General features: G+C 55.9%; 21 protein-coding genes. 14 read left to right on the forward strand and 7 right to left on the reverse strand.

Going from position 1 to position 25,807, the window contains the following annotated elements:
* Positions 1 to 5: 5 nt before the first annotated feature.
* From ydcS to NQ842_RS11990, 7 genes are all read left to right on the forward strand, one after another.
* Complete coding sequence (gene ydcS, locus NQ842_RS11960; RefSeq protein ID WP_046887811.1) at positions 6 to 1,151, forward strand: putative ABC transporter substrate-binding protein YdcS; 1,146 nt, start codon at positions 6 to 8, stop codon at positions 1,149 to 1,151.
* 17 nt (positions 1,152 to 1,168) lie between these two features.
* Positions 1,169 to 2,182: an ABC transporter ATP-binding protein gene (locus NQ842_RS11965; protein ID WP_046887812.1), complete on the forward strand. Its 1,014-nt coding sequence runs from the start codon at positions 1,169 to 1,171 to the stop codon at positions 2,180 to 2,182.
* A gap of 1 nt (position 2,183) precedes the next feature.
* Positions 2,184 to 3,128 carry an ABC transporter permease gene (locus NQ842_RS11970; RefSeq protein WP_257255857.1) on the forward strand — a complete coding sequence of 315 codons (945 nt, stop codon included), beginning with the start codon at positions 2,184 to 2,186 and terminating at the stop codon, positions 3,126 to 3,128.
* Complete coding sequence (locus tag NQ842_RS11975; protein WP_014832081.1) at positions 3,118 to 3,924, forward strand: ABC transporter permease; 807 nt, start codon at positions 3,118 to 3,120, stop codon at positions 3,922 to 3,924. Before NQ842_RS11970 ends, NQ842_RS11975 begins: the two co-directional genes overlap by 11 nt.
* A 24-nt stretch (positions 3,925 to 3,948) precedes the next feature.
* On the forward strand, positions 3,949 to 5,373 hold the full coding sequence (gene patD, locus NQ842_RS11980; RefSeq protein ID WP_014832080.1) for an aminobutyraldehyde dehydrogenase: 1,425 nt from the start codon (positions 3,949 to 3,951) through the stop codon (positions 5,371 to 5,373).
* A 755-nt stretch (positions 5,374 to 6,128) separates the two neighbouring features.
* Positions 6,129 to 6,302 (forward strand): GhoT/OrtT family toxin, encoded by a 174-nt coding sequence (locus NQ842_RS11985; RefSeq protein WP_013096478.1) that lies wholly within the window; start codon positions 6,129 to 6,131, stop codon positions 6,300 to 6,302.
* 86 nt (positions 6,303 to 6,388) lie between these two features.
* Positions 6,389 to 7,144 carry an alpha/beta fold hydrolase gene (locus NQ842_RS11990; RefSeq protein ID WP_125365757.1) on the forward strand — a complete coding sequence of 252 codons (756 nt, stop codon included), beginning with the start codon at positions 6,389 to 6,391 and terminating at the stop codon, positions 7,142 to 7,144.
* Between the two features lie 56 nt (positions 7,145 to 7,200).
* Here the strand turns inward: NQ842_RS11990 and NQ842_RS11995 are convergent, their stop codons facing one another.
* The 3 genes from NQ842_RS11995 to NQ842_RS12005 are packed head-to-tail and all read right to left on the reverse strand — an operon-like array spanning position 7,201 to position 13,704.
* Entirely contained in the window at positions 7,201 to 9,375 is a 2,175-nt protein-coding gene (locus NQ842_RS11995; RefSeq protein WP_257255858.1) for a virulence factor SrfC family protein, read from the reverse strand.
* Complete coding sequence (locus tag NQ842_RS12000; protein WP_257255859.1) at positions 9,372 to 12,353, reverse strand: virulence factor SrfB; 2,982 nt, start codon at positions 12,351 to 12,353, stop codon at positions 9,372 to 9,374. The genes NQ842_RS11995 and NQ842_RS12000 overlap by 4 nt, the downstream gene beginning before the upstream one ends.
* 4 nt (positions 12,354 to 12,357) lie before the next feature.
* Positions 12,358 to 13,704 carry an SrfA family protein gene (locus NQ842_RS12005; RefSeq protein WP_257255860.1) on the reverse strand — a complete coding sequence of 449 codons (1,347 nt, stop codon included), beginning with the start codon at positions 13,702 to 13,704 and terminating at the stop codon, positions 12,358 to 12,360.
* A 283-nt stretch (positions 13,705 to 13,987) separates the two neighbouring features.
* On the opposite strand from NQ842_RS12005, the gene NQ842_RS12010 reads away from it, so the two are divergent.
* A complete protein-coding gene (locus tag NQ842_RS12010; RefSeq protein ID WP_083021383.1) occupies positions 13,988 to 15,586 on the forward strand; it encodes an ABC transporter substrate-binding protein in 1,599 nt (532 codons plus the stop codon).
* 96 nt (positions 15,587 to 15,682) lie between these two features.
* Positions 15,683 to 15,916 (forward strand): YdcY family protein, encoded by a 234-nt coding sequence (locus NQ842_RS12015; protein ID WP_046887820.1) that lies wholly within the window; start codon positions 15,683 to 15,685, stop codon positions 15,914 to 15,916.
* A 3-nt stretch (positions 15,917 to 15,919) separates the two neighbouring features.
* Here NQ842_RS12015 and NQ842_RS12020 read toward each other — a convergent pair whose 3' ends face one another.
* Both NQ842_RS12020 and NQ842_RS12025 read right to left on the reverse strand, forming a co-directional pair.
* Entirely contained in the window at positions 15,920 to 16,369 is a 450-nt protein-coding gene (locus tag NQ842_RS12020; RefSeq protein WP_014832073.1) for a DMT family transporter, read from the reverse strand.
* On the reverse strand, positions 16,366 to 16,884 hold the full coding sequence (locus NQ842_RS12025) for a GNAT family N-acetyltransferase (protein WP_257255861.1): 519 nt from the start codon (positions 16,882 to 16,884) through the stop codon (positions 16,366 to 16,368). The genes NQ842_RS12020 and NQ842_RS12025 overlap by 4 nt, the downstream gene beginning before the upstream one ends.
* 150 nt (positions 16,885 to 17,034) lie before the next feature.
* Between NQ842_RS12025 and NQ842_RS12030 the strand changes: the two genes are divergently transcribed.
* The 3 genes from NQ842_RS12030 to NQ842_RS12040 all read left to right on the forward strand — a co-directional run bounded on the left by NQ842_RS12030 (position 17,035) and on the right by NQ842_RS12040 (position 19,640).
* Positions 17,035 to 17,610: a helix-turn-helix domain-containing protein gene (locus NQ842_RS12030; RefSeq protein ID WP_014832071.1), complete on the forward strand. Its 576-nt coding sequence runs from the start codon at positions 17,035 to 17,037 to the stop codon at positions 17,608 to 17,610.
* A gap of 65 nt (positions 17,611 to 17,675) precedes the next feature.
* A complete protein-coding gene (locus NQ842_RS12035) occupies positions 17,676 to 18,716 on the forward strand; it encodes an NADP-dependent oxidoreductase (protein WP_118282764.1) in 1,041 nt (346 codons plus the stop codon).
* A 255-nt stretch (positions 18,717 to 18,971) separates the two neighbouring features.
* A complete protein-coding gene (locus tag NQ842_RS12040; RefSeq protein WP_014832069.1) occupies positions 18,972 to 19,640 on the forward strand; it encodes a GntR family transcriptional regulator in 669 nt (222 codons plus the stop codon).
* A 138-nt stretch (positions 19,641 to 19,778) separates the two neighbouring features.
* On the opposite strand, the gene pqqU is transcribed toward NQ842_RS12040, so the two are convergent.
* Positions 19,779 to 21,893: a TonB-dependent receptor PqqU gene (pqqU, locus tag NQ842_RS12045; RefSeq protein ID WP_050860618.1), complete on the reverse strand. Its 2,115-nt coding sequence runs from the start codon at positions 21,891 to 21,893 to the stop codon at positions 19,779 to 19,781.
* 243 nt (positions 21,894 to 22,136) lie between these two features.
* Between pqqU and NQ842_RS12050 the strand changes: the two genes are divergently transcribed.
* On the forward strand, positions 22,137 to 23,198 hold the full coding sequence (locus tag NQ842_RS12050) for a YncE family protein (protein WP_047361748.1): 1,062 nt from the start codon (positions 22,137 to 22,139) through the stop codon (positions 23,196 to 23,198).
* 114 nt (positions 23,199 to 23,312) lie between these two features.
* Here the strand turns inward: NQ842_RS12050 and ansP are convergent, their stop codons facing one another.
* A complete protein-coding gene (ansP, locus tag NQ842_RS12055) occupies positions 23,313 to 24,809 on the reverse strand; it encodes an L-asparagine permease (RefSeq protein ID WP_014832066.1) in 1,497 nt (498 codons plus the stop codon).
* A 384-nt stretch (positions 24,810 to 25,193) separates the two neighbouring features.
* Here ansP and NQ842_RS12060 point away from each other — a divergent pair, with 384 nt between their 5' ends.
* Positions 25,194 to 25,733: an AAA family ATPase gene (locus NQ842_RS12060; RefSeq protein WP_257255862.1), complete on the forward strand. Its 540-nt coding sequence runs from the start codon at positions 25,194 to 25,196 to the stop codon at positions 25,731 to 25,733.
* The last annotated feature ends 74 nt before the right edge of the window (positions 25,734 to 25,807 follow it).

Here is a 25,807-nt window from a genome sequence, read left to right on the forward strand (position 1 = left end):
TGTTTATGAGCAAAAAATTTGCCCGCAGCAGCCTGTGTGCGCTTGGTATGGTCATAATGACCGCGCAAGCCGCCGAGCCACCGAAAGCGATTGGCGACGGAGAAGGTCGGCTGGATATTATTGCCTGGCCGGGTTACATCGAGCGGGGACAAACGGATAAAAACTATGACTGGGTGACCCAGTTTGAAAAAGAGACTGGCTGTGCGGTAAACGTCAAAACCGCCGCCACGTCGGACGAGATGGTGAGCCTGATGGCGAAAGGCGGGTATGACCTGGTCACCGCATCCGGAGATGCGTCGCTCCGTCTGATTATGGGCAAACGCGTTCAGCCGATTAACCCGGAACTCATCCCCAACTGGAAAACCCTCGACCCGCGCCTCGTTAAAGGTGAGTGGTTTAACGTGGGCGGCAACGTCTACGGCACGCCGTATCAGTGGGGGCCAAACCTGCTGATGTACAACACCAAAACCTTCCCGACACCGCCGGACAGCTGGAGCGTGGTCTTTGTAAAACAAGACTTACCGGACGGTAAAACCAACCAGGGCCGCGTGCAGGCCTATGACGGTCCGATTTACATTGCCGATGCGGCGCTGTTTGTGAAGGCCACTCAACCCCAGTTGGGTATTAACGACCCCTACCAGCTGACGGAAGAACAGTACGCTGCGGTTCTGAAAGTGCTACGCGATCAGCACGCCCTGATCCACCGCTACTGGCATGATACCACCGTACAGATGAGCGACTTTAAGAATGAAGGCGTGGTGGCGTCCAGCGCCTGGCCATATCAGGCGAATGCCCTGAAAGCCGAGAACCAGCCGATCGCGACCGTCTTCCCGAAAGAGGGCGTCACGGGCTGGGCAGACACCACTATGCTTCACGCTCAGGCAAAACACCCGATGTGTGCTTACAAATGGATGAACTGGTCGCTGACGCCAAAAGTGCAGGGCGATCTGGCGGCGTGGTTTGGCTCTCTGCCGGTGGTGGCGCAAGGGTGTAAGGCCAGTACGCTGCTGGGTGAGAAAGGCTGTGAAACCAACGGTTACGACGCCTTTGACAAAATCAAGTTCTGGAAAACCCCGATTGCCGAAGGCGGCAAATATGTGCCATACAGCCGCTGGACGCAGGATTACATCGCCATCATGGGTGGCCGTTAATCATCCGGGAGCAGAACATGACGTACGCGGTTGAGTTTAATGACGTTTCCCGTCTGTACGGCGACGTACGGGCGGTGGATGGGGTGAGCATTGCCATTCGTGACGGGGAGTTTTTCTCCATGCTGGGGCCGTCGGGCTCCGGCAAAACCACCTGCCTGCGGCTGATCGCCGGTTTTGAACAACTCTCCGGCGGGGCGATCACAATCTTCGGTAAAGAAGCGAGTGAGCTTCCCCCATGGGAGCGAGACGTCAATACCGTGTTCCAGGATTACGCACTGTTTCCGCATATGTCGATTCTCGATAACGTCGCTTACGGGCTTATGGTCAAAGGCATCGACAAGAAAAAACGCCATGCACTGGCGCAGGAGGCGCTGGAAAAAGTCGGGCTGAGCTTTGCCATTGCACGCAAGCCGTCGCAGCTTTCTGGAGGCCAGCGTCAGCGTGTTGCCATTGCGCGTGCGCTGGTCAATGAACCCCGCGTGCTGTTGCTGGATGAACCGCTGGGCGCGCTCGATCTGAAACTGCGTGAACAGATGCAGGTCGAGCTGAAAAAACTTCAACAGGCACTTGGGATCACCTTTATTTTTGTGACCCACGATCAGGGGGAAGCCCTGTCAATGTCCGACCGGGTCGCCGTTTTCAACAACGGACGCATTGAGCAGGTGGATACCCCGCGTGAGCTATACATGCGCCCGCGTACGCCGTTCGTGGCCAGTTTTGTCGGCACCTCGAACGTTTTCGATCCGGCACTGGCGCAAAAAGTGTGCGGCATGGAGGGCGCTTATTCGCTACGACCGGAACATATCCGGCTCAATGAGAGCGGTGAGGTTCAGGTTGAAGGCGTGGTGCAGGCTGTCCAGTATCAGGGGGCGGCAACGCGCCTGGAGCTTAAACTTGCCGGCGGGGCAAAACTGCTGGTGAGCCAGGCCAATCTCAGCGCGGCCACACTGCAAACCGGCGTTGAGCCGGGGCAGGCGGTGCTGGCGTCATGGTCGCGCGACGCCATGATCCGCCTGCATGAGGAAGGGTGAAATGGCGATGAGCGTCTTACATCCTCCCGCACCACGCGGTACCCTAAGCCGCATTACTGCGAACTTCTGGCGCAAACCGTCGCTCGGGATATTCCTGCTTCTGCTGGCACCACTGATGTGGTTTGGCATCGTCTATCTGGGATCGCTCCTCACGCTGCTGTGGCAGGGCTTTTATACCTTTGATGACTTCACTATGTCGGTTACGCCGGACCTGACGCTGGCGAACATTCAGGCACTTTTTAACCCGGCAAACTACGACATTATTATCCGTACGCTGGTGATGGCGATTGCGGTCACCCTCGCCAGTGCCATTCTGGCCTTCCCGATGGCCTGGTACATGGCGCGTTACACCAGCGGCAAATGGAAAGCGTTCTTCTATATTGCCGTTATGCTGCCGATGTGGGCGAGCTATATCGTCAAAGCGTACGCGTGGACGCTGCTGCTGGCGAAAGATGGCGTGGCGCAGTGGTTTCTCACCCATCTGGGGCTGGAGGCTATTCTGGTCTCTGTTCTGACGCTCCCGGCGATTGGCGGGAACACGTTATCGACCTCCGGGCTGGGGCGGTTTCTGGTCTTTGTCTACATCTGGCTGCCGTTTATGATCCTGCCCGTGCAGGCGTCGCTGGAACGGCTGCCTGCCTCGTTGTTGCAGGCCTCTGCCGATCTCGGCGCGCGTCCGCGTCAGACCTTTCGTTATGTTGTTCTGCCTCTGGCGATCCCAGGTATCGCGGCGGGCTCGATATTTACCTTCTCTCTGACGCTGGGGGATTTTATCGTGCCACAGCTGGTAGGGCCGCCGGGCTATTTCATTGGCAATATGGTCTATGCCCAACAAGGCGCCATCGGCAATATGCCCATGGCCGCCGCCTTCACCCTGGTGCCGATTGTGCTTATCTCGCTTTATCTGGCGTTCGTGAAACGTCTGGGAGCATTCGATGCACTCTGAACGCGCACCGTTGTTCCTTAAAGTGGCAGCCTGGGGCGGGGTGATCTTCCTCCATTTTCCCCTGCTGATTATTGCCGTCTACGCCTTTAATACAGAGGACGCGGCCTTCAGCTTCCCGCCGCAGGGGCTGACGTTGAAGTGGTTTAGCGTGGCGGCGGGGCGTGGCGACATTATTGATTCCGTGACGTTGTCACTTCAAATTGCGGCGTTAGCGACGGCTATTGCCCTGGTACTTGGCACGCTTGCTGCAGCGGCGCTGTGGCGTAGCGCGTTTTTTGGCAAAAACGCCATTTCGCTGTTGCTGCTGTTACCGATAGCGCTGCCGGGCATCATCACCGGTCTGGCATTGCTGACTGCTTTCAAAACCATCAACCTGGAGCCTGGTTTTTTTACCATCGTTGTCGGGCACGCCACGTTCTGCGTGGTGGTGGTGTTTAACAATGTGATTGCCCGGTTCCGACGCACCTCCTGGAGCCTGGTTGAAGCGTCGATGGATTTAGGGGCCGATGGCTGGCAAACCTTCCGTTACGTGGTCCTGCCCAATCTTGGGTCGGCACTGCTGGCCGGGGGCATGCTGGCGTTTGCTCTGTCGTTTGACGAAATTATCGTCACAACCTTTACCGCGGGACACGAGCGCACGTTACCGCTGTGGTTGCTTAATCAGCTCGGACGTCCGCGCGACGTGCCGGTCACCAACGTGGTCGCACTGCTGGTGATGCTGGTGACAACCTTCCCCATTCTGGGAGCCTGGTGGCTAACCCGCGACGGCGAGAACAGCGCCGGGAGCGGGAAATAACATTGATTTCAACGGGACAATGCTATGCAAAAACGACTGCTGATTAATGGTGTACTGGTGAGCGGCGAGGGGGAAAAACAGCCGGTCTATAACCCTGCCACCGGAGAGGTTCTGCTGGAGATTGCTGAAGCGTCAGCCGCGCAGGTCGACGCGGCCGTGCAGGCAGCCGATCGGGCGTTTGCACAGTGGGGGCAAACCACGCCAAAAACGCGTGCCGAATGCCTGCTGAAATTGGCTGACGTTATTGAAGCGCATGCCGACGAGTTTGCCAGACTCGAATCCCTGAACTGCGGTAAGCCACTGCACTGCGCGCTGGGGGATGAGATCCCCGCGGTAGTCGATGTGTTTCGGTTCTTTGCTGGCGCTGCCCGCTGCCTGAACGGACTGGCGGCGGGTGAGTATCTGGACGGGCATACTTCGATGATCCGCCGCGATCCGGTCGGGGTTGTCGCTTCCATCGCCCCCTGGAACTACCCGCTGATGATGGCGGCGTGGAAGCTGGCACCTGCGCTGGCCGCCGGGAACTGCGTGGTGATCAAGCCCTCTGAGATTACGCCGCTGACCGCCTTAAAACTGGCCGAACTGGCGAAGGATATTTTCCCGGCTGGCGTGCTGAACGTGTTGTTCGGGCGCGGAAAAACGGTAGGCGATCCGCTGACCGGGCATGAGAAAGTGCGCATGGTGTCACTCACCGGCTCAATTGCAACCGGGGAGCACATCATCGGCCATACGGCATCCTCGATAAAACGTACCCACATGGAGCTGGGCGGCAAGGCACCGGTTATCGTCTTTGATGACGCCGATCTGGATGCGGTCGTCGAGGGCGTGCGGACGTTTGGTTTCTACAATGCCGGGCAGGACTGTACGGCGGCCTGCCGGATTTATGCCCAGAAGGGGGTCTATGCTGCGCTGGTGGAAAAGCTGGGCGCAGCGGTGGCAAGCCTGAAGATGGGGGCGCCGGAAGAGGCCTCTACCGAGCTGGGGCCACTGAGTTCTGAAGCGCATCTGTCGCGCGTCTGTCAGGCTGTGGAGGAGGCCAAAGCGCTCAGCCATATCCGCGTGGTGACGGGCGGCAGTAAAAAAGAGGGGGCCGGTTACTACTTCCAGCCAACCCTTCTGGCCGGGGCAAAACAGGAAGATGCCATTGTGCAACGTGAAGTCTTTGGCCCGGTGGTGAGCGTCACTGAATTTGACGACGAAGAACAGGTGCTGGCCTGGGCTAACGATTCACAATATGGCCTGGCCTCGTCCGTCTGGACCCGGGATGTGGGGCGCGCTCACCGGCTCAGCGCGCGTCTGCAATATGGCTGCACCTGGGTGAATACCCATTTTATGCTGGTAAGCGAAATGCCACACGGCGGCATGAAGTTATCCGGTTACGGGAAAGATATGTCGGTATATGGGCTTGAGGATTATACCGTTGTCCGGCATGTGATGATAAAACACTAATATGTTTCTAAGTGGCTGTAATGTAATGAAAATATATTTCAGCCGCTTGCTTGTGGGGCATTGAAGTTAAAATGAGTGCTCAGCAGAGCTGCCTGGTCGATGATTATGCCATCCTGACTGGAGTTGGATAAACATGTGTAATAATGGCCCAAAACGGCAACTGGAATGACAGGTAATGGGATTTCTATATTGGTTCACGATATGTGCAATTTTTCTGACCTGCCCCTTTATGCTTGGCCAGTCGATTATCTTTTTGCGACGAGGTGTCTACACTTAAACCTTCAAGGGAACGATGCGAAAGGAATATATACACAAAGAGACTAAACCTATTGAATGCTGGTTTAACGTTATTGCTCAAATGATGATGAGTGCTGCAGTACCTGGTTTAGGCTTCTGGTTATTAGATGACCTACCTGCCTTTCATAATTGGCACACTGAAATCCTCGCAATGCTCCCTTTTTAGTTCACCATTGAAAAGATGCCAAACCTCGCTCAGGCGGGGTTTTTTGTTGCCCGGAGATAACCACGGGCATCGAAGCCAGAGGGATTAAAGAGCCAAAGTGCAACCTTGATCCTGGATCTTGTCATGCATGGTTTACGAAGACGGATCCTTGTCAGGAAATAGTTGTAACGCAATATACTCATTTGTTATTAGCCTTAATTTTTAAGTGGTTATTCTGTAACGAAAAAACTTGATCTGTATCAACATATGACGCATATTGCGTGCGGTTATTTTTTCGGCTCTGGAATACAGAATGACGTTGTATCAAAAGATGTTGGTTTTTTACGCAATCATGGCTTCTATCTGCGCATTAATCACCTGGTTCCTGTCTAAAGATCGTAAACGCATCCGCCTGCTCAGCGCGTTTCTGGTAGGGTCGACCTGGCCGATGAGCTTCCCCGTTGCGCTGCTGGTCTCGCTTTTCTGAAGCACGCTTCCATTTTTAAACGATGAACATGGCATTCCTGCTACGATAACTGTATAAATGCACAGTGCATCGTGAAAGGAGTGCTTATGAACAGTTTTTACTCGCAACATGCGGGTTGCACCGTCCGCTGGCATGATTTGCCCGGCTCTGGCGATCCCGTCGTCTTCATCCATGGATTGGGCTGCGCCTCTTCCTATGAATATCCCCGCGTCGTTCGTGACCCTCAGTTTGGCGGGTGCAGAACGATTCTCATCGATTTACCCGGCAGCGGTTACAGCGATAAGCCTGAGCACTACAGCTACAAAACTACCGATCAGGCCCGTGTTGTTGCTGAACTGATGGATCATCTGAAGCTCGATGCCTTCTGGCTGTACGGTCACAGCATGGGCGGAAGCATCGCCATTGAAGCGGCGGGGTTGCTGGTACCGCGTGTTAAAGGGCTGATGGTGTCGGAACCCAATTTTCATGCCGGGGGTGGGATGTTCAGCCGCTCGATTGCCGCACAAACGGAACAGCAGTTTCTGGAGCAGGGATATAAGGCCATGCTCCGTGCAGAAAAAACGGCGTGGGCCGGGTGCCTCCAAAGTAATGCCCCTTATGCTGTCTGGCGCGGCGCATCGAGCCTGGTGGCGGGCGTTGAGCCAGACTGGGAAACGCAATTCCTGTCGCTGCCTTGCCCGGTGACGTTGATTTTTGGCGAGCTCTCTTTGCCGGATGACGATGTGGAGCGTCTGAAGCAGAAGGGCGTTGAGGTCAAAATCATCCCTGCTGCGGGGCACTCCATGTCGTGGGAAAACCCGTCGGCACTGGCGCAGACGTTAGCGGAGTGTATGGCGGCGTGATTATCGTTGCGGAATGTTGGCCGGGTAAGCGCAGCGCCACCCGGCAACAAAGGCTGCTACAGGATTAAAGCCCGAAGTGCCCGACGTGCGTCAGGCTGAACATCATGCGGATGCTGGTAATCGATGTTCTCAATCGCACGGCTATACAGTGCGACCAGCCAGTCGTACACATAGGCGGTGGCGGCGTGAACCGGTTGCTCTCCCAGGCGGGTGAGGCGCGGCATTGCGCTGCTGACCACCGGCGTGACAAATATTGCCTGGCCTTTGCGGATGCGGCTTGCCGGACGTTCATCAACAGGCGTCTGGTCGTAACCGAGCCAGCCAACGAAATTACCCATCACCGCATGCAGCTGTGCGGCGCTGCTCTTGTCGGTTTCGACAATGCGCTGAAGCTGTTGAGGCAGGTTCAGTCGGTAGCTGGCGACTACCAGAACCTCGGCAATTTGCTGTAACACGGCTGGATCCAGCCCCAGGCGGGTGGCCGCTGCGTCATTGCGACTCCACTGGCGCAGATGGTTCAGCCACACTTTATGCGCCAGGCGAGCTTTGTCCTTTGTCTGGTATGTACTGGTATTTTCCTGTGCATTGTCAGCAAACAGATCAATGCTATTCGTAAACAGACCGTTGACCTGTTCCTCGCGCGGCTGCTGGACGGCCAGAAGCGTTTCGAAGGCTTTAAGCGGAGGCAAAAGACCTTCGAGCAACTCGCCGTGACGGGCGGCGCTGCTTTGCAGTGTGCGCACCATATTTTCGGCCTGAGCACGTCTTGCGCCTGGCTCTTCCACCAGAGGTGCCAGATAGCTGTGCATTAAAGCCGACAGCTCCTGGCGCAGTGCCGTTTTCAGCGTGTTGAGACGTTTCTGTCGCTGGGCAGGTAACGTGGCCTGAGACAGCCACTCGATGACGCGCTGCATGCTGTGGCTATCCAGCGCCTGCAGTGTCCCCCAGCGCAGTCCCGGCTGGCCGAGCAGATGCTGGACCGCTTCATCGAGATTCTGCCGGGTGGTAAAACGCGCGTCGTGAGGCGTAATCGCCCACACCAGACCCGGCAGGGCAGATTCCTCTGCAGGCTGCGTCTCTTTGACCCAGTTCATCAGCACCTTTGCTTTTTTTGCCGTCTGGTCATGCTGCGCGGTCGCATTGCAGATCACCAGTACATCTGGCTGCAGCTGCTGGCGATAGTGTTCCAGCAGCCACTGACATTTGGCCTGGCTTAGCGGATCGGCGCTGTTGTCTGCGAAGACCGGGATATCAATAATATCGACGTTATCCAGCGCGCTGCTCTCGACAGGCAGTACCAGTTCACGCGTCAGGAATGCCAGTACATCGACGGGAATGCTAATGGCATTCAGCATCTCGCCGTTGTTCAGGGGATGCAGAAGCGTCTCCTGGGCGTCCGGAAGGGTAAAGGTGCCATGGGTCAGGAAGCCCTCTCCAGGCAGACCAAAGTTATCCACCAGCAGGCTGAGCGGGGCGGCAAGTTCGCTGGCGTGGCTGGTCTGGTGCAGAACATGGGCGAGTTTTAACCACTGCTGGGTCAGTTCCTGTTGCTCACCCCACAAGAGCGACCAGACGCTGGCCCGGGTGGTGAGATCAAGCGATGGCACCAGTTGCGCAAACTGATGCCACAGCACATCATCAATTTGCTGTCTGGCGGCAGGTACCGTGCTTTGCCAGAAGCGGGCAATTGCACCCACTTCCTGTGCCGTTATGCCGGGCACACCCTGCGGCTGGCGCAGACCGCGCAACTTCTCAAGGCGTGTCTCAATGACGGCCTTGTCCACGGCGCGGAACTGCGGGGACAACGAGGTACGGGCGATAAACAGCTGCACCAGCTCGGCCTCGGTCACCAGGCTCAGACGTAGCGGGAACGCCTCGTCAACCACCGCCGCGCTTTCACTGGTGAAGCGCAGCGCCATGTTGGTCAGGGCGTGTCCGGGGTTGATATGCGAGAAGTAATCGAACGTGCGTTGCCCGGGGGTGACGTTCAGCCGCCCGTTACCGTTGCCGCACAGGGACAACAGCAGGTGCGCTTTGGCGCTCTGGGAATGGCCATACAGGCCAATGCTGCTCCGACGGGTCAGGGCCTGGTCAATGGCTTGCTCACGCGCCTGCGCCGCATTGATACGGGCCAGCAGGGCGTCGGCATCGTTATCCAGCACCGGGGCGTGCAGGCGCGTCTCGTTAATCCACCCGATTAAGGCCTGCGTGGTGGTCATCGTTGCACTCATTTCAGATATACACTCCCGCTGTCGATCCAGTAGTGGCTGCCGCTATGACGGCGATCGGCCAGGGTATTCAGTTTGAAGGTTAAGGCGTCTGGTGGAACAGGGGTTCCATCCTGCAGCCAGGCGTCGCTCAGCGCGAAAGATTCCGGGCCTTCATGCTTGCTGCCTCCGCAGAGCTTAAGCCGCACGTTCAGCACGCCGTCACCCGCAATCGCTTTGGCCAGTTCCGCCGAGTTGATACTCAGGGTATACAGCGGCGTCGCCGGCCAGCGTGCGTTCGCCAGTTGGCGGAAGCCGAGCGTGACGTTCCCACGTAGCGGGAAATGCAGGCGGGCATCGAGTTTTGCGCCTGGCTTATCCAGGTCGATATCCTGATACCAGACGTTTTCCTCACGCAGCGTGTTAACGGTGTTATCCAGCACGCCCAGATAGCGTACGGTAGAATAGGCGCCAATATCGGCCGCCTTAAAGTTAAAGCGCGGCAGACGCAAATCGAGCGCCAGGCTGCAGAGCATGGCCCCCACGGCGGCGGTCGATTTCGGGTTGCCGATGCGACCCTGCTGGCTGAACGGATACCACTCATGCACCTGGTATTTATCCAGCCATACGATGCGATTGACCGGCACAGGTTGCAGATGACGGATCAGCGCCTGCACGCCCGGCAGACAGCCCGGGCGACCGGTGATCAGCAAAATATCGCAGCTGTAATGGGAGATTGCTTCACATACCGCATGAAGCGGAGAGGCCAGCGTGAACTGACCCGCCAGCATTGCATCCTGCATTTCGCGGAAATTCACATGCAGCGGCACGGCAAACAGGTCGAAGGCTTCAGAACCGGCAGGCAGGGCATGGTCGACTGCCTGCTGCAGGTAGTTCATCACGTTGCGGGTTGGTTTCTGCGACAGCAGATCGCCAAAGGTGGCATGCAAACCGGCCAGCGGATCGTCAATGTCACTGGATTCCCACGCGGCAAGGATCGCATGACCGATCGGCATAAAGAGCTGAAGTGCGGTCTGCTGGCGCAATACCGCCTGGGTGTCGATACGACCGGAGTCACCAAACAGCGACGCCATCAGCATAGACGCGTCCGCAATACCGGATTTCTGCAGCTGTGTTTGCAGGGCTGGCAACACATAGCGCTGGATCACATCCAGCAGGGTGTCGTCACCGGCCACTTTGAACCCTTCGCGGAACAGAAGTTGTGGCGTGATTTTGACGTTATTCCCGGAACCGTCATCCAGCTGATAGTGGGTGATCGCCATATCTGTCGTGCCACCCCCGATGTCGATAGAGGCCACGCGCAGTGAACGGCCCGGCGGCACATCAGGCTCAGGTTCACGATCCGGGCGGGCGAGGGAGGCGAAGAAGGCTTCCGTCTGACCACCAAAACGGGAGATCGCTTCGTTGTAGAGCCAAACCAGTTGCCCGCAGCTCGCTTCATCCCACTCCATCTGAATCTCCGGCACCGGCACCACGCTTTTATCCTGCTGCTTGCGGGTGGCAAAGTCTTCATCCTGCGGGTGCCATCCCATCGCTTTCCAGACGATGGCAATCGCTTCAAACATGCGGCGGCGGAAGATCTCGCGCTCCTGCTTCGGCATCGCCGAAGGCAGAGTAAGGATAAGCGTGCGCAACTGGCGCGGAGACGCCGGGAAGCCCAGACGCAGGCGCGTAGCGACGCTGTTAATCTGGCCCAGCGCCTGTGCCAGCAGCTCGCACAGCATATGGGTCATCAGGGTGCTGCGGCTGTACTGCGGGGAGAAGACCGGCAGACGCTCGTCCTGGGGCAGCGTAAACAGCGGTTCGCCGTCATCATTCATCAGGTTCATCAGCGGGAACGCGGTCGCCAGCGGCTCGCGCTGGGTTTTGCTGTTCATCTGGCTGAAACGCCAGTCCTGCACCACTGGCGTTTCATCCCACAGGTAGCGACGCGGGCTGGAGATCCCGCTGTTACCTTCGGTTCCCAGACGCTGCATGGCCAGCTTACGCGCCTCATCGCCAACCCGGACAATAGAAGGCCAGACGAAGGCATCCTCGCGCCCGCTTTCAACGGAAAAGTGTTGCTTGCCAAAACGCGCTTCTGAGAACTCCAGGCGGCTGGTGAATAACGGCTCATTGAGGAACTGCGGTTCGCTCAACGAGCGCACCTGCAACTCGGCCGTCTGGCGCAGACCGTCGTTGGCGTCACCGTGATCTTCAATAATCACGCCGCAGGTATGGGTGTTGCCCACGTCGAGGATCAAATCGACCGGAATGGCAGGCGTGCTGAGCGTATGGGTGACAAATTTGACTTCCGGCACGGTGAGCTGTTCACCGAGCATGGTCAGCACATTCAGCCAGTGAGCCTGATACTCAAAGCTGCGCATGGCCTGCTGCAGATCGCGTTCTGAACGGTGTTCAACGTCCGAGGCATACTGCGTGAACGCTTCGCGCAGCCAGCCGTCTATCCACGTCTGGTCGAGGAAGTTTTCCACTTCGGCATCGCGCCAGGCCAGCGCGAAGCGGGTCCCGTTGAGAATGTCGTTTTCCACCGGCGACAGCGCGGAGGTGGCATGCTCCGCAATCTGGCTGTCGAGGGCGAGGGTGACGCGGTGGGTGTTGCCTGCGGTGTCAGGCGTCTCAAGCTTGCGGACCTGAACACGTGCCCAGTTGTCCGGGCCGTCAACAAAGGTACGCGGCGGGTTGAAACGCAGGAACGGAACCGGGAGCCAGACGCCATCCAGCACAGCCAGCGACTGATGCAGCGCTATGGTTGTCTCAGGCTTGACCACTTCAGGCTGGCCGCCGTCCGTACCGGGCAGGGTGTAACGCCCGTTAACCAGGTCGAAATCGAGACGCAAAAGCGGGCCGTTCGCGGTTTTACGCACGAAGCGCCCGTTGCTGGCGGTGTCCTGTGGCGTCAGGCCGAAATCGAGGAACTGCACACCGCTGTTGGCAATAAGCGTGACGCTCTGTTTATAGTCGCAAAGATTTACCAGCATAGGATCAGGCACCTGCTTTCTTAAACGTCAGTGGAACGACGGTGTTTGCATCATAACGAGCACGACATTCGGCGACATCGCTGGTGCCTGCTTTACAGGAGACTTCCGGCATCGGGTAGCGGGAACCGTCTGTGCAGCGTGCATTACCGCGGCTCTTAATCATCAGCTCACCGGTGCTGTGCAGGCCGGAGAAGATCTCTACGCGGCAGACAACATTATCGCCATGCACGACACGGGCGAAGCCTTTATTGTTCTGGATCTGATAGCGCAGTGACGGCGGTTTGCCGGTCACCGGATCTTTTACGTCAAGGATGGCGCGCCACGTGCCGTTCAGGAAACGCGTCGAGCCCGCTTTTACCTGGTTTGCCTCCATGACCATGGCATCTTTCGGGATCGCGGCAATTACTACCGGAGCAGACGCCGGAGCGGGATCGGGTTCCTTCGCTTTACTCTCTACCACCTCAGCCTGATGCAGCGGCAGGTTCATCGCCAGCGGCTCAACCGCTTTAATCGGTTTTGGCGCAATTACCACGGGTTGCGGTGCCGGAGTAGCGGCTGGCGCTGGCGCGATTGATGGCGCCTGTTTTGACCACAGCAGCGGGGCGGCAATGGCGGCAACAATGACCGCGGCAACCGGCAGTGACCACAACGGTAGGCGACGCTTTTTCACAATTGGCGCAGGAGCCGGCTCTTCAACAGGTGGCGCAACGACTGGTGCAGGCTCGGGCTCATACAGATCTTCCGGCGTAATGCGCACAACGGTGGCCGGCGCGATCAGCGGTTCGTCTGCGTGTTCAAAGGTGACGGCCGGGGTCGGTTCTGGCTCTGGTTCAGGATCCTCTATCACCACCGGCGCAGGCTCAGGGATCAGCGATTCGCGCAGGCAGTCGAGTACATCATCGCGTGCATTTTCATTCAGGTTTACAAACCCCCAGAACGCAATGACCGGTTTACCGTCAACCAGATAGAGGAAGTTTTCGCCCGGGAACTGGAAGGCTTTCGACAGCAAGGAGCCGAAGAGCTGTTGTGCGGTTTTAGGCGACTGGAGGCATTTCTTACTCAGCGATTCGACGCTGGCAAGGGTGTTTTCCAGATAGCGCAGGGCGCGAAAACGGTCATCTTCATTGGCCGTTTTCCAGCTGGTGACGCTACCTTCCACCGGGGAGTACCAGTCCACGCGGTCAGCGCCGTCGTTGACCTGTGGAATAGCCAGACAGTCAACAATGGCCTGCTGTTTGCGCAACCGGAGTGCTTCACGTATTTGCAACGCTGATTCAAAAACGGCTTGTCCGCCGCCGCCAACGGCCTGAAAATCATCCAGATTACCGCTGCGTAAAAGAGTTTTTGCCACGATTTGATCCCATATACTTCTTCACCCCGTTACTTTAACGAAACCAGGAAGCAAGCAAACGGAGGAAGAGACGCTAAAAGCGCCGATTTCTTGTGGCATAGAAAGTGACGGTTGTGCTTGACGGATAATGGACCTTAAGACAAATCACCTTTTTCGGCACTGGTGGTAAAACCAGCGAAAAACGCGGCTTTAGAATAACCTGATAGTGTTTCGTTATTTGCCAGCGTATAGCGGCTGTGCTGTTATTACTGTCCTATATAATAAAACTGTCAGGGTTATAACCATGTCTACAGGGAAAACACTGCTCGCCCTTGCGCTGAGCGCTATTTTACCAGCCGGTGCCGCATGGGCGGCAAACAACGACACCCTTATTTACTGTTCTGAAGCGTCCCCCGAGTCGTTCAACCCGCAAATTGCCAGCTCAGGCCCGTCATTCGTCGCCAGCTCTCAGGTACTCTATAACCGACTGATCAATTTCGACCCGGTAAAAAACACCCCGGTTCCGTCTCTGGCGGAATCCTGGACGATTTCACCGGACGGCAAGACCTATACCTTTACGCTGCGTAAAGGGGTGAAATTCAATAGCAATAAATACTTCAAACCGACGCGCGACTTTAATGCCGATGACGTTATTTTCTCGGTCATGCGTCAGAAAGACCCTAAACACCCGTATCACACTGTGTCGCAGGGCAATTACGAATACTTTAACGACGTCGGCCTCGATAAGCTGATCCAGGACGTTAAAAAGGTCGATGATTATCATGTTCAGTTCACCCTCAGTGAACCGAACGCCGCTTTCCTGGCCGACTGGGGGATGGATTTTGCCTCCATTTTGTCTGCCGAATACGCGGATGCGATGCTGAAAAAAGGAACCCCTGAGAACGTCGACACCTGGCCGATCGGTACCGGCCCCTATGTACTCCAGCAGTACAAAGTGGATTCTCTCATCCGCTATGTGGCTAACCCGAACTACTGGGAAGGCCCGGTCCCGACCAAACACCTGATCTTCTCCATCACGCCAAATGTGGAGACCCGTCTGGCGAAACTGCAAACCAACGAGTGCCAGATCATTCCTGCGCCATCACCGGTGCAGTTTGACGTCATTAAGAACAACAAAGACCTGACGCTGCACTCCGTGGATGCGCTGAACGTGGGGTATCTGGCGTTCAATACCGAGAAAAAGCCGTTTGATAACGTGCTGGTGCGCCAGGCGCTGAACTACGCCACCGACAAAAAGGCCATCGTTAACGCCGTCTTTATGGGCTCCGGTACGGTCGCGAAATCCCCAATTCCGCCAAATATGATGGGCTTTAATAAAGATCTGCAGGATTACCGCTACGATCCGGAAAAAGCGAAAGCCCTGCTGAAACAGGCCGGACTGGAGAAGGGCGCGGAGGTCACGCTGTGGTCAATGCCGGTGCAGCGCCCGTACAACCCGAACTCCCGCCGTATTGCTGAGATGATCCAGAGCGACTGGGCAAAAGTGGGCGTGAAGGCCAAAATTGTCTCTTACGAGTGGGGGGAGTATCTTTCCGGGATGCGTAAAGGCGAGCATGACTCCGCGCTGTTCGGCTGGATGTCGGATAACGGCGATCCGGATAACTTTGCCGATGTGCTGCTGGGCTGCAATAGCATCAAAACCGGCTCCAACGCGGCACGCTGGTGTAATAAGGATTATGATGCCCTGGTGCAGAAAGCCAAACTGACCAGCAACCCGGCCGATCGTGCGAAGCTGTATAGCCAGGCGCAGGAGATTTTCTACCAGCAGGCGCCGTGGATTGCGCTGGCAAACGGCAAAACGTTCTATGCCACCCGCAGCAACGTCACGGGTTACAGCGTGAGCCTGATGGGCAGTGATTTCTCAAAAGCGAAGTTGAACTGATCGTGTGCCCGGTGGCGCTGCGCTTACCGGGCCTACAGTACCCCAGGTAGGCCGGGTAAGGCGTAGCCGCCACCCGGCAACTGACAAGGAGTGACAATGTCACATTTAAACGAAGTTATTACCCGTGTGGATGCCGCGATTAAAGAGGGTGTGATAACCCACATGAACGAACTGCTTATTGAACTGAGCGATGACGCTGAGCTGAGCCGGGAAGAACGCTATACCCAGCAGCAGCGCCTGCGTACTGCGATTTCACACCACGGTAAGGAGCATAAAGACGAGATGGACGCGCGCCACGAACAGCTGACTAAAGGTGGCACGATCCTGTAGCGGTTAAAACTGACGTCGGGCCACCAGCCACGCGCCCACCACCAGCATCACTGCACCGCACACCGGGCCGATCAGCGCACGCAGCGGGATGCCATGGCTTTTCAGCACGTCCATTATCAGTCCGCCGATCAGCTGGCTTGCCACCAGCACCGCAATAGTCGTCGCCGCACCAACGTTCTGGTAACCGCTGATACTGGCAAAGACAAAAAAGGAGCCCAACAGTCCCGGGATCAACGTCCACCAGCGGACCGTTGACGCCAGCTCGCTAAACCCCGCAAGACCCTGTTTGAACAGCAGAATGCTGACAAACAGCACTATACCAACCAGTGAGTTCAGCAGCATGGCGATAAGTATGGTGGAGGAGGACTGGGTGATGCGCACCATCAGGGTATTTTGCACCACCAGACCAATGCCCGCCGCCACCAGAAAAGCCAGCGTCAGTGATTGATTCATTTAATCGCGTCCGGATCGCTGCGCTCATCAAGCTGCAGCTGCATAAAGGTTATGTCCAGCCAGCGGCCAAATTTGGTGCCCACCTGCGGCATTTGACCTGTCGTCACAAAGCCAAGCGTCTGATGAAGATGAATAGAGGCGTGGTTCTGCGCTTCAATCCCCGCCACCATCACATGCTTGCCGATGTCACGGGCTTCGACAATCAACGCCTTCATCAGCGTGCGGCCAATGCCTTTGCCCTGGTGATCCGGATGGACATACACCGAGTGCTCGACCGTATGACGAAATCCGTCAAAGGCGCGCCAGTCACCGAAGGAGGCGTATCCGGTGATAATGCCATTCTCTTCGCTTACCAGCACCGGATAACCTGCGAGGGTGCGGGCCTCAAACCATGCGATACGGTTATCGGTATCGACCGTGGTATCGTTCCAGATCGCGGCGGTGTGCAGCACCGCGTGGTTGTAAATTTCACCAATAGCGGCGCAGTCTTCTTTGCAGGCATGACGAACGATCATGATGGAACCCCTGAATGTGTTGTTTACTATGTTATTACGTTATTACTACGATATTACACAACTGCTGTGGCAGATGGCTACGACATAACCCATATTTTTTTGTTATCAAAACCCCATTGAAATGCCTTTCATACACTATAGTATGACGTCATGAACACCATAACAGACACGATGAATCAACGGATTAGCGCAAGAATTCGCCTTGAGCGCGAATCGCGCGGTTGGTCGCTGAGCGAACTGGCCGAACGGGCAGGCGTCTCGCGGGCCATGATCCACAAAATTGAGCGTGGGGACAGTAGCCCGACGGCAACCCTGCTTGCACGCTTGTCCGGCGCGTTCGGCATCAGCATGTCAACCTTGATAGCCAGAGCGGAGATGCAGGAGGGAAAACTGCTGCGTCTTGCGAACCAGCCCGTCTGGCGCGATCCGCAGACCCACTATCTCCGCCGCCATGTCTCACCGCGTACGGATCTGCCTATCGACCTTGTGCAGGTTGAGCTGCCTGCGGGGAGCGATGTGCCTATGCCCGCATCGTCCTATGCGCTGGCCCGCCAGCTGATCTGGCTGCAGTCCGGGGAGCTGATCTTTCAGGAAGGCGACACCCGCCACGAAATGCAGGCCGGGGATTGTCTGGAGCTCGGGCCGCCCAATGACTGTCGGTTCATTAACGAAACCAATGAACCCTGCATCTATCTGGTGGTTCGGCTTAACCAGTCTGGCTCGTAATGTTAAGGCGCTCAGGCGGATCATGAGCCAGGATCAATGGACATCTGTACCATAAGGAGTCTCTGATGAATCAATCTGTTTCGCAAAATCGTCGCTGGGTACTGGCTTCGCGTCCACACGGCGCGCCGGTCGCGGATAATTTTCGTCTCGAAGAGCAGCCGGTTCCGGTACCGGCGGCAGGACACGTTCTGCTGCGTACGATCTGGCTTTCGCTTGACCCGTACATGCGCGGCCGCATGAGCGATGCGCCATCCTATTCACCACCGGTTGAGATTGGTGCGGTGATGGTCGGCGGAACGGTCAGCCGCGTTGAGCAGTCCAGTCATCCGGATTTTAAAGCAGGGGAATGGGTGCTGGGATACAGCGGCTGGCAGGAGTACGACCTTTCTGACGGCAGTGGTCTGGTCAAACTGGGCGAAAATCCCTCCCATCCTTCCTGGGCGCTGGGTATTCTCGGGATGCCGGGCTTCACCGCCTATATGGGGCTGCTGGATATTGGTCAACCGAAAGCGGGTGAAACGCTGGTGGTGGCAGCGGCAACGGGCCCCGTTGGTGCAACGGTCGGGCAAATCGGTAAAATCAAAGGCTGTCGGGTCATCGGTGTTGCCGGTGGCGCAGAAAAATGCCGTCATGCTGTTGAGGTGCTGGGCTTTGACCAGTGTCTGGATCATCATGCCGATGATTTTGCCACGCAGCTTCAGAACGCCTGCCCGAATGGTATCGATGTCTATTATGAAAACGTTGGCGGTAAGGTCTTTGACGCCGTGCTCCCGCTGCTTAATACCTCCGCGCGGGTGCCGGTATGTGGTCTGGTGAGCGGCTACAATGCGACCGGTCTGCCTGAGGGGCCGGATCGCTTGCCGCTGTTAATGGGGACCATCCTGAAAAAACGCATTCGTATGCAGGGTTTTATCATCGGCCAGGATTACGGGCACCGCATCAAGGAGTTCCAGCAAGAGATGGGGCGCTGGGTGCAGGAGGGTAAAATCCACTATCGCGAGCAGGTGATCGACGGGCTGGAGAACGCCCCGGAGGCGCTGATCGGTCTTCTTGAAGGCAAAAACTTCGGCAAAGTCGTGATTCGCGTCGCGGCAGACAATAAATAAACAACATTATGGCGGGGGTTCCCGCCATATTTATTTGTGAAGATACGATATATTGTCTTTAATTAAACCTACACAGCCTTCGCGCCTTCCACACGGATGAGCCAAAGAGCGATAAAAACATACGGTTTGTACTTTTTGACGTTTATATGCACTTCCCACCACCAGGCATGACGATACAGGATATATCGGACCAGCGTCGTTTATTAAAAACTGACGTTAATAAATAGCATTAAGTTTTAGCTACAGGAATTGAACATGCTTGATTTGGATCATTTAGAAAAAGCGCAGAGAATCAGCCTTACCATGCAAGTTGAGATCAGTTTGAAAGGGGCGCTAATTACAGGCTCGCTGAAACCAGGCGCACGACTGATCACCAAAGAAATTGCCGATAAATTAGGGACCAGTATCACGCCGGTTCGCGAGGCACTTTTGCGTCTGGTATCGTCAGGGGCGCTGCAGGCCACACCGGCGCAGGCATTTCTGGTGCCAGAGGTGACGCTGGAGCGCTATAACGAAATTACGGCCATCAGAAAACAGCTAGAGCCGATGGCGGTAGCCGCCGCCTGCCAGCATTTGACGCAGAGCAAGCTGGAGATATTGCGCACGTTGTCGGACGATTTTCATGAGGCGATGCGCAACGGGAATGTCCAGAAGGCACTGCATGCTAACCGCGTGTTTCGCTTTACCCTTTATCAGTACGCGGAAATGCCGACGCTGAGCGCCTTAATCGAGCAGCTCTGGATCCGCATTGGGCCTTGTATTAACTATCTGCACCAGGAGCTTAACGACATTAAAGCGTCGTCTTATCATTACGAGGAGTTACTGTCCGCGCTGGAGAGAGGCGATGTTGAGGGCAGCCAGAAAGCGATTGAAAAACTGATCGATGAAGCTAATTCTCTATTACAACGGCAATATTTTAGCTGAGGAATTATTCAACGGCGGGTCAATATTCTTCATTTGAAATATTCGTTCTATGAATAAATCCTGATGGCATTGCGCCATCAGGATGGTTATTTCGTTTTAAAAAATATAAAACTGGGAAATTAAATACCCCTTTTATTTCTACTCGAAACGATAAGAGACCGACAAGCCAACACCGTAGTTGCGACCCGGAGCAGGTTCGTAATAACGTCCATTGGATTCGTTAACAATCACCGAGCCGGCATACTCTTTGTCGAACAGATTATCAACGCGACCAAAGAGATCCATGCCCCAGTTGCCGTAGTTGAATTTATACCCGGTATTCAGCCCGACGACCGTGTAGGATGGGGCTTTCGCCGTGTTTTCGTCATCGGCCATGATGTCACTCATGTAGCGCACGTCAGTCCCGGCATACCAGCCTTCCTCGGGTTGCCAGCCAAACGAGGCAAAGCCCATATTGCGGGCAATACCCGGCATGCGGTTGCCGTTACAGTTATCGTCGCCGCAGACGTTGGTGCGATAGGTGGCGTCCAGATATGTCCACGCCATTTTCAGCTTCCAGTTTTCAGCAAACTGCTGATCGAGGGAAACTTCCACCCCCTGACGACGGGTTTTACCGGCATTTTTGTAGCTGGTACGTCCGCCGGAGCTGGCATCCACCACAATTTCATCATCGGTGTCGGTGCGGAACAGGGCCGCGGTCAGCAGGCCGTTGCCGATGCGGGTTTTGCTCCCCACTTCATAGGTGTTATTGGTGGACGGTTTCAGGCCAATGTTCAGACCGCCCTGGTTGTCCGCGCGATAGGAGAGTTCATTGATGGTTGGGGTCTCAAATCCACGACCCGCCGCAGCGTAAAGGTTCCACGCGTCGGTCACCGCATATTTCACCGAACCGGCCGGAAGCCACTTGTGATAGCTCGCATCACCGCTGTCATCACCGTTGCCCGGTGTAACGTAGTGATCGTTGGAATCAAACCAGACGGAGCTGTAACGCACCCCGGCATCCACGGAGAGTTTCTGCGTTAACTGCCAGCTGGTTTGCAGGTAAGGATCGACGTTCCACATCAGGTTACGTTCGTTGCGGCGCTTGTCGCCTTTTACACCGTAATCCGGCACGCCGTTGTTCATCACGAAGTTCTCATACCCGCGACGATCTTCGCTCATGTTTTCGTAGTTCAGGCCGGTGGTAAAGGTCACCGGCACCAGCAGTTCGCCGCGGTGCGTCCAGCGGGTATCGATGCCCTGATAGTGGCGCTGCATATCAATCACGCCGCCAGAGTGGGAGGGGCGCAGCTGCGGTTGATAAGGGATCGACTGATACTGGGTCATTTCGCGCTCGCCGGCGTACATCATGACGCTGAGATCGTCCTGCGCACTGAGCTGGCGGTCATAGCGCAGCCCGGCCTGGGTCTGCTTGATGGTTTTGCGTGTATTGTACTGATCGCCACGCGGCGACTGGCGCGGGTTATTCTGCCACTCCTGATAATTCAGCCCGCCCGGATCGTTGGCTTTCATGTCCACGCTGTTAAAGATCAGCGTCAGCTTGCTGGCATCGTCAATGCGCACGCCCAGTTTGGCGTTGGCGAGATTCTTCCGCGCACCGCTGTGATCACGGTAGCCTTTGGTGGTGAAGCGGGTGGTAGATACGGTGTAATCCACATCGCCCGCGTGTGTGCCGTCGCCCATCGCGCCGGTGGCTTTCATCCCGTAGCGCCAGGTACCGTAACTGCCATAGTAGCTGCTGGCCTCAATGGTTGGCGGCTGTTGACCGGTCTGGGTGTTGATGTTGATCACGCCGCCGGAGGCATTGCCATACAGGGCAGAGAAGGGGCCACGCAGCACTTCCACGCTCTCCACGCTGGAGAGATCGATGTTAGACGTCTGGCCCTGGCCGTCTGGCATGGTCGCCGGGATCCCGTCCACGTACATTCGAATACCGCGCACACCGAAGGTAGAGCGGGCACCGAACCCACGCATCGACAGCTGCAGATCCTGGGCATAGTTCTGACGGTTCTGAATTTGCAGGCCCGGGACGCTACCGAGAGATTCAGAGAGGTTAATGCGTGGTGCGGCGTGACGCATATCATCGCCATTCACGACGCTGACCGCCGCCGGGGTATCCAGCTCCGATACCGTTTGTGGCGTGGCGCTGACGATCATGGTCTGTTCATCCGCACCCATCGCGGTGAGGGGAGAGAAGATTACAGGAGCCAGCAACAGTGGAAGGGTTGCCTTACGGGCAGAAATGATTTTCATGAAATAAACCGGTTAAGGATAAGAAACGTACCAAATGGAACATGTACAGGTATGTTAAATCTTTTGTAAATGTTTTGAAAACTATAACCGCACATTGCGTTAAGGAAAGGCGAAGCGGAAAAGAAAAACTCCACTTTTACACGATTAATGATTACTATTCTCATTAAAAAACGGCAATGCCATGACGTTGCCAGCCGGAAGTGATGTCAGCAGTACACCCCCTCTAGTGAAAAAGGAATTGTTATGTCTTTACGTCATCTGTGCTCCCCACGTCTGCGTCGTTCACTGCTGTGTAGCGCTTTACTGCTTGCCGGCACCTTCCAGGTGCAGGCTGGCGAAGAGATGTTGCGCAAAGCGGTTGGGAAAGGCGCGTATGAAATGGCGGTGAGCCAGCAGGAGAATGCGCTGTGGGTTGCGACGTCACAAAGCCGTAAAACAGATAAAGGCGGTATTGTGTATCGCCTCGACCCGGTCACTCTGGACGTAACGCAGGTCATTCATAACGATCTGAAACCCTTTGGCGCCACCCTGGACACTGCCACCCAGACGCTGTGGTTGGGTAACACCATCAACGGTGCCGTGACCGCCATTGACGCCAAAACCGGCGAGGTGAAAGGGCGCCTGGTTCTGGATGACCGCAAACGCAGCGACACCGTCAAACCACTGCAGCCACGCCAGCTGGTGGCAGATGATGCCAACCATACCGTGTACATTACCGGGGTCGGTAAAGAGAGCGTGATCTGGGTAGTAGACAGCGCAACGCTGAAGCTGAAGGATACCATCGCGAATACTGGTACCTACGGCACCGGCCTGGCGCTGGATGCGCAGGCGAAACGACTCTATACCACCAACGCCGACGGTGAACTGGTAACGATTGACACCGCCAGCAACAAAATCATCAGCCGCAAAAAGGTGCAGGATGACGGGAAAGAGCACTTCTACCTGAACCTGAGTCTGGATACCGCCGGACAGCGTGCCTTCCTGACCGATTCAAAACAGCCGGAAGTGCTGGTGGTGAGCCTGAAAGATGGCAGTGTCATTGAGAAGATCGCGACGCCAGAGTCGCTGGCGGTGCTCTTTAACCCGGCGCGCAACGAAGCGTACGTAACGCATCGTGAAGCCGGAAAGGTGAGCGTGATTGACACCAAAACCTATAAAGTGACGAAAACCTTCGACACGCCGGTCTATCCAAACAGCCTGGCGCTCTCTGCTGATGGCAAAACGCTGTACGTAACGGTGAAACAAAAATCCACCCGTCAGCAGGAAGCGACCCAGCCTGACGATGTGGTACGTATCACGCTCTGATGTGGGAATTGCCCGGTGGCGCTGCGCAAAACGTAGGGCGGGTAAGACGAAGCCGCCACCCGACATAAAAAAAGGGAAGGCATTTGCCTTCCCTTTTTAATGTTTACTGCACGCTTAACGCGAGGTTTCTTCCACCAGCGGGCCGTCGTGTTTTTCATCTTCATGATGAACCGGCGCGGTGCTGTGAATTTCGTATACGCGCTTACGCACGCCAAACCAGCCAGCAATCAGCAGAACGGCCAGCAGCGGAATGGTGGCGATGGTATAGGTGCCGTTCGGGTAATCGAACGCCATCAGGACCAGCACGCTGAACAGGAACAGCAGGGTGAGCCACGAGGTCACCGGTGCGCCTGGCATTTTGAAGCTCACGTCAGCCGCTTTGCCCTCTTTAATGGCTTTGCGCAGACGCATCTGGCAGACCACGATAAAGGCCCAGGAAGCGATAATCCCCAGCGCGGCCACGTTCAGTACGATCTCGAACACGCGGGACGGTACCAGATAGTTCAGGAACACGCCAAACACGTAGACCACCAGCGTCGCCAGGATGCCGGCATAAGGCACCTGCTGCTTGCTCATCTTCGACATGAACTTCGGCGCAGAGCCACCCATCGACATGGAGCGCAGGATACGGCCTGTGGAATATAAGCCGGAGTTCAGGCTGGAGAGCGCCGCGGTCAGCACCACGATGTTCATGATACTACCCACGTATGGCACGCCGAGCTTCGAGAAGAAAGTCACAAACGGGCTCTGACCCGCCTGATAGGCGTTCCATGGCAGCAGCAGAACCAGCAGCACCACAGAGCCGACATAGAACAGACCGATACGCCAGATCACGCTGTTAATGGCTTTAGGCACCATGGTCTGCGGATCTTTACATTCGCCCGCCGCCGTACCCACCAGCTCGATAGAGGCAAAAGCGAACACCACGCCCTGCACCAGAACCAGCGCCGGCAGCAGACCGTGCGGGAAGAAGCCGCCGTTATCGGTTATCAGGTGGAAGCCGGTTGCATTGCCGTCCAGCGGCTTACCGCTGCCGAGGAACACGGTACCGACCACCAGGAAAATCACAATCGCCAGCACTTTTACCAGCGCAAACCAGAACTCCATCTCGGCGAACCACTTCACGCCGATCATATTCATGGTACCGACAATCGCCAGGGCACCCAGCGCAAAGACCCACTGCGGGACATCGCCAAACGCGCCCCAGTAGTGCATATACAGCGCAACGGCGGTGATATCAACGATACCGGTCATCGCCCAGTTGACGAAGTACATCCAGCCGGCAACGTAGGCGGCTTTTTCACCAAGAAATTCGCGAGCGTAAGAGACAAAGCTGCCGCTGGAAGGGCGATGCAGCACCAGCTCGCCCAGCGCACGAAGAATGAAGAAGGAGAAGATCCCGCACACCAGATAGACCAGGGCGAGAGCCGGGCCTGCCATTTGCAGACGTGCGCCAGCACCTAAAAACAGACCTGTACCGATAGCGCCGCCGATGGCGATCATTTGGACCTGACGGTTGCCCATCGCTTTGTGGTAGCCCTCTTCATGGGAGTTTAACCAGCGACGTTTAGCAGCATGATGATCGGCTGCGCTTTTATTGCTTGTTTTCATTGAGTTACCTGTTTGCCTGTCTGAACCATTATCGTGATAGTCCTGCCTGGCAGAGAGCAATACAAACGATTGCTTCTGCGCAAACACATGTCGCCTTCCCAGTCATTCTGCGTATGGATAAGGCGAAACATGGCGAGGCATCCTACCTGCAATTGATAAGCGACGCAAAATATAACCGTGCCGAAAGTGATGCACGTCGAAGGAAATCGTGTGGTCAGAGCAGACGAGGATCACAACGCGCTGAATCGTGGTGAGTTTTTAGACAAAACCGTCAGTGACATGCTGTTTTAATCATCAGATATGCTTAATAGTTGCTCAGTGGAACAAGCGGAGGGTAAACGCTATGATCGGTTTGGTTTTTATGCAGCTAAAACGAGGCTAAGGGTGAGAATTAATGTAATCGGCACCAGCGGAAGTGGAAAAACCACGCTGGCAAGACGGATCGCTGATGAACTGGCTATTCCTTATATTGAAATGGACAGGCTTTACTGGCGCCCGAACTGGCAGGGCACAGAAGATGATGCGTTTCTGGAAAAACTGGAGCATGCATTAAGCGTTTCTCAGAACTGGGTGCTGGATGGTAACTATAACCGCACGCGACCTGTTAAATGGCGCAATGTTGACATTGTGGTGTGGGTAGATTGCGGGTTTGCCCGCACCCTCTGGCAGGCCGTCACCAGAGCAATCAAACGGGCCTGGCATCAACACGAACTCTGGCCTGGAACGGGCAATAAAGAGAGTTTCCGGCGCGCGTTCTTCAGCAGAGAGTCCATTATCATCTGGACGATTAAAACCTGGCGCAACAACCGCAGGCGTTACGAAGCCGATCTGCAAAATCCGGACTACGCGCATATACGCTTTATCCGTATTATCCGCCGCAGTCAGGCGGAAACGCTGATTTCTACGCTAAAGTCTTATTCTTAGTGTGGTTTTATATATCTGATTTCTGGCAAACCAAATGTAAATTAATTGTTTCTCAGTGGTGAAATACGCCTTTA

Source organism: Enterobacter cloacae complex sp. R_G8 (genome assembly GCF_024599795.1).
GTDB lineage: Bacteria > Pseudomonadota > Gammaproteobacteria > Enterobacterales > Enterobacteriaceae > Enterobacter > Enterobacter dissolvens.

What these genes read in the sequence shown, in the direction of transcription:
- ydcS (WP_046887811.1), top strand. Translation starts at nt 6, where the DNA reads ATGAGCAAAAAATTTGCCCGCAGCAGCCTGTGTGCGCTTGGTATGGTC.
- NQ842_RS11965 (WP_046887812.1), top strand. Translation starts at nt 1,169, where the DNA reads ATGACGTACGCGGTTGAGTTTAATGACGTTTCCCGTCTGTACGGCGAC.
- NQ842_RS11970 (WP_257255857.1), top strand. Translation starts at nt 2,184, where the DNA reads ATGGCGATGAGCGTCTTACATCCTCCCGCACCACGCGGTACCCTAAGC.
- NQ842_RS11975 (WP_014832081.1), top strand. Translation starts at nt 3,118, where the DNA reads ATGCACTCTGAACGCGCACCGTTGTTCCTTAAAGTGGCAGCCTGGGGC.
- patD (WP_014832080.1), top strand. Translation starts at nt 3,949, where the DNA reads ATGCAAAAACGACTGCTGATTAATGGTGTACTGGTGAGCGGCGAGGGG.
- NQ842_RS11985 (WP_013096478.1), top strand. Translation starts at nt 6,129, where the DNA reads ATGACGTTGTATCAAAAGATGTTGGTTTTTTACGCAATCATGGCTTCT.
- NQ842_RS11990 (WP_125365757.1), top strand. Translation starts at nt 6,389, where the DNA reads ATGAACAGTTTTTACTCGCAACATGCGGGTTGCACCGTCCGCTGGCAT.
- NQ842_RS11995 (WP_257255858.1), bottom strand. Translation starts at nt 9,375, where the DNA reads ATGAGTGCAACGATGACCACCACGCAGGCCTTAATCGGGTGGATTAAC.
- NQ842_RS12000 (WP_257255859.1), bottom strand. Translation starts at nt 12,353, where the DNA reads ATGCTGGTAAATCTTTGCGACTATAAACAGAGCGTCACGCTTATTGCC.
- NQ842_RS12010 (WP_083021383.1), top strand. Translation starts at nt 13,988, where the DNA reads ATGTCTACAGGGAAAACACTGCTCGCCCTTGCGCTGAGCGCTATTTTA.
- NQ842_RS12015 (WP_046887820.1), top strand. Translation starts at nt 15,683, where the DNA reads ATGTCACATTTAAACGAAGTTATTACCCGTGTGGATGCCGCGATTAAA.
- NQ842_RS12020 (WP_014832073.1), bottom strand. Translation starts at nt 16,369, where the DNA reads ATGAATCAATCACTGACGCTGGCTTTTCTGGTGGCGGCGGGCATTGGT.
- NQ842_RS12025 (WP_257255861.1), bottom strand. Translation starts at nt 16,884, where the DNA reads ATGATCGTTCGTCATGCCTGCAAAGAAGACTGCGCCGCTATTGGTGAA.
- NQ842_RS12030 (WP_014832071.1), top strand. Translation starts at nt 17,035, where the DNA reads ATGAACACCATAACAGACACGATGAATCAACGGATTAGCGCAAGAATT.
- NQ842_RS12035 (WP_118282764.1), top strand. Translation starts at nt 17,676, where the DNA reads ATGAATCAATCTGTTTCGCAAAATCGTCGCTGGGTACTGGCTTCGCGT.
- NQ842_RS12040 (WP_014832069.1), top strand. Translation starts at nt 18,972, where the DNA reads ATGCTTGATTTGGATCATTTAGAAAAAGCGCAGAGAATCAGCCTTACC.
- pqqU (WP_050860618.1), bottom strand. Translation starts at nt 21,893, where the DNA reads ATGAAAATCATTTCTGCCCGTAAGGCAACCCTTCCACTGTTGCTGGCT.
- NQ842_RS12050 (WP_047361748.1), top strand. Translation starts at nt 22,137, where the DNA reads ATGTCTTTACGTCATCTGTGCTCCCCACGTCTGCGTCGTTCACTGCTG.
- ansP (WP_014832066.1), bottom strand. Translation starts at nt 24,809, where the DNA reads ATGAAAACAAGCAATAAAAGCGCAGCCGATCATCATGCTGCTAAACGT.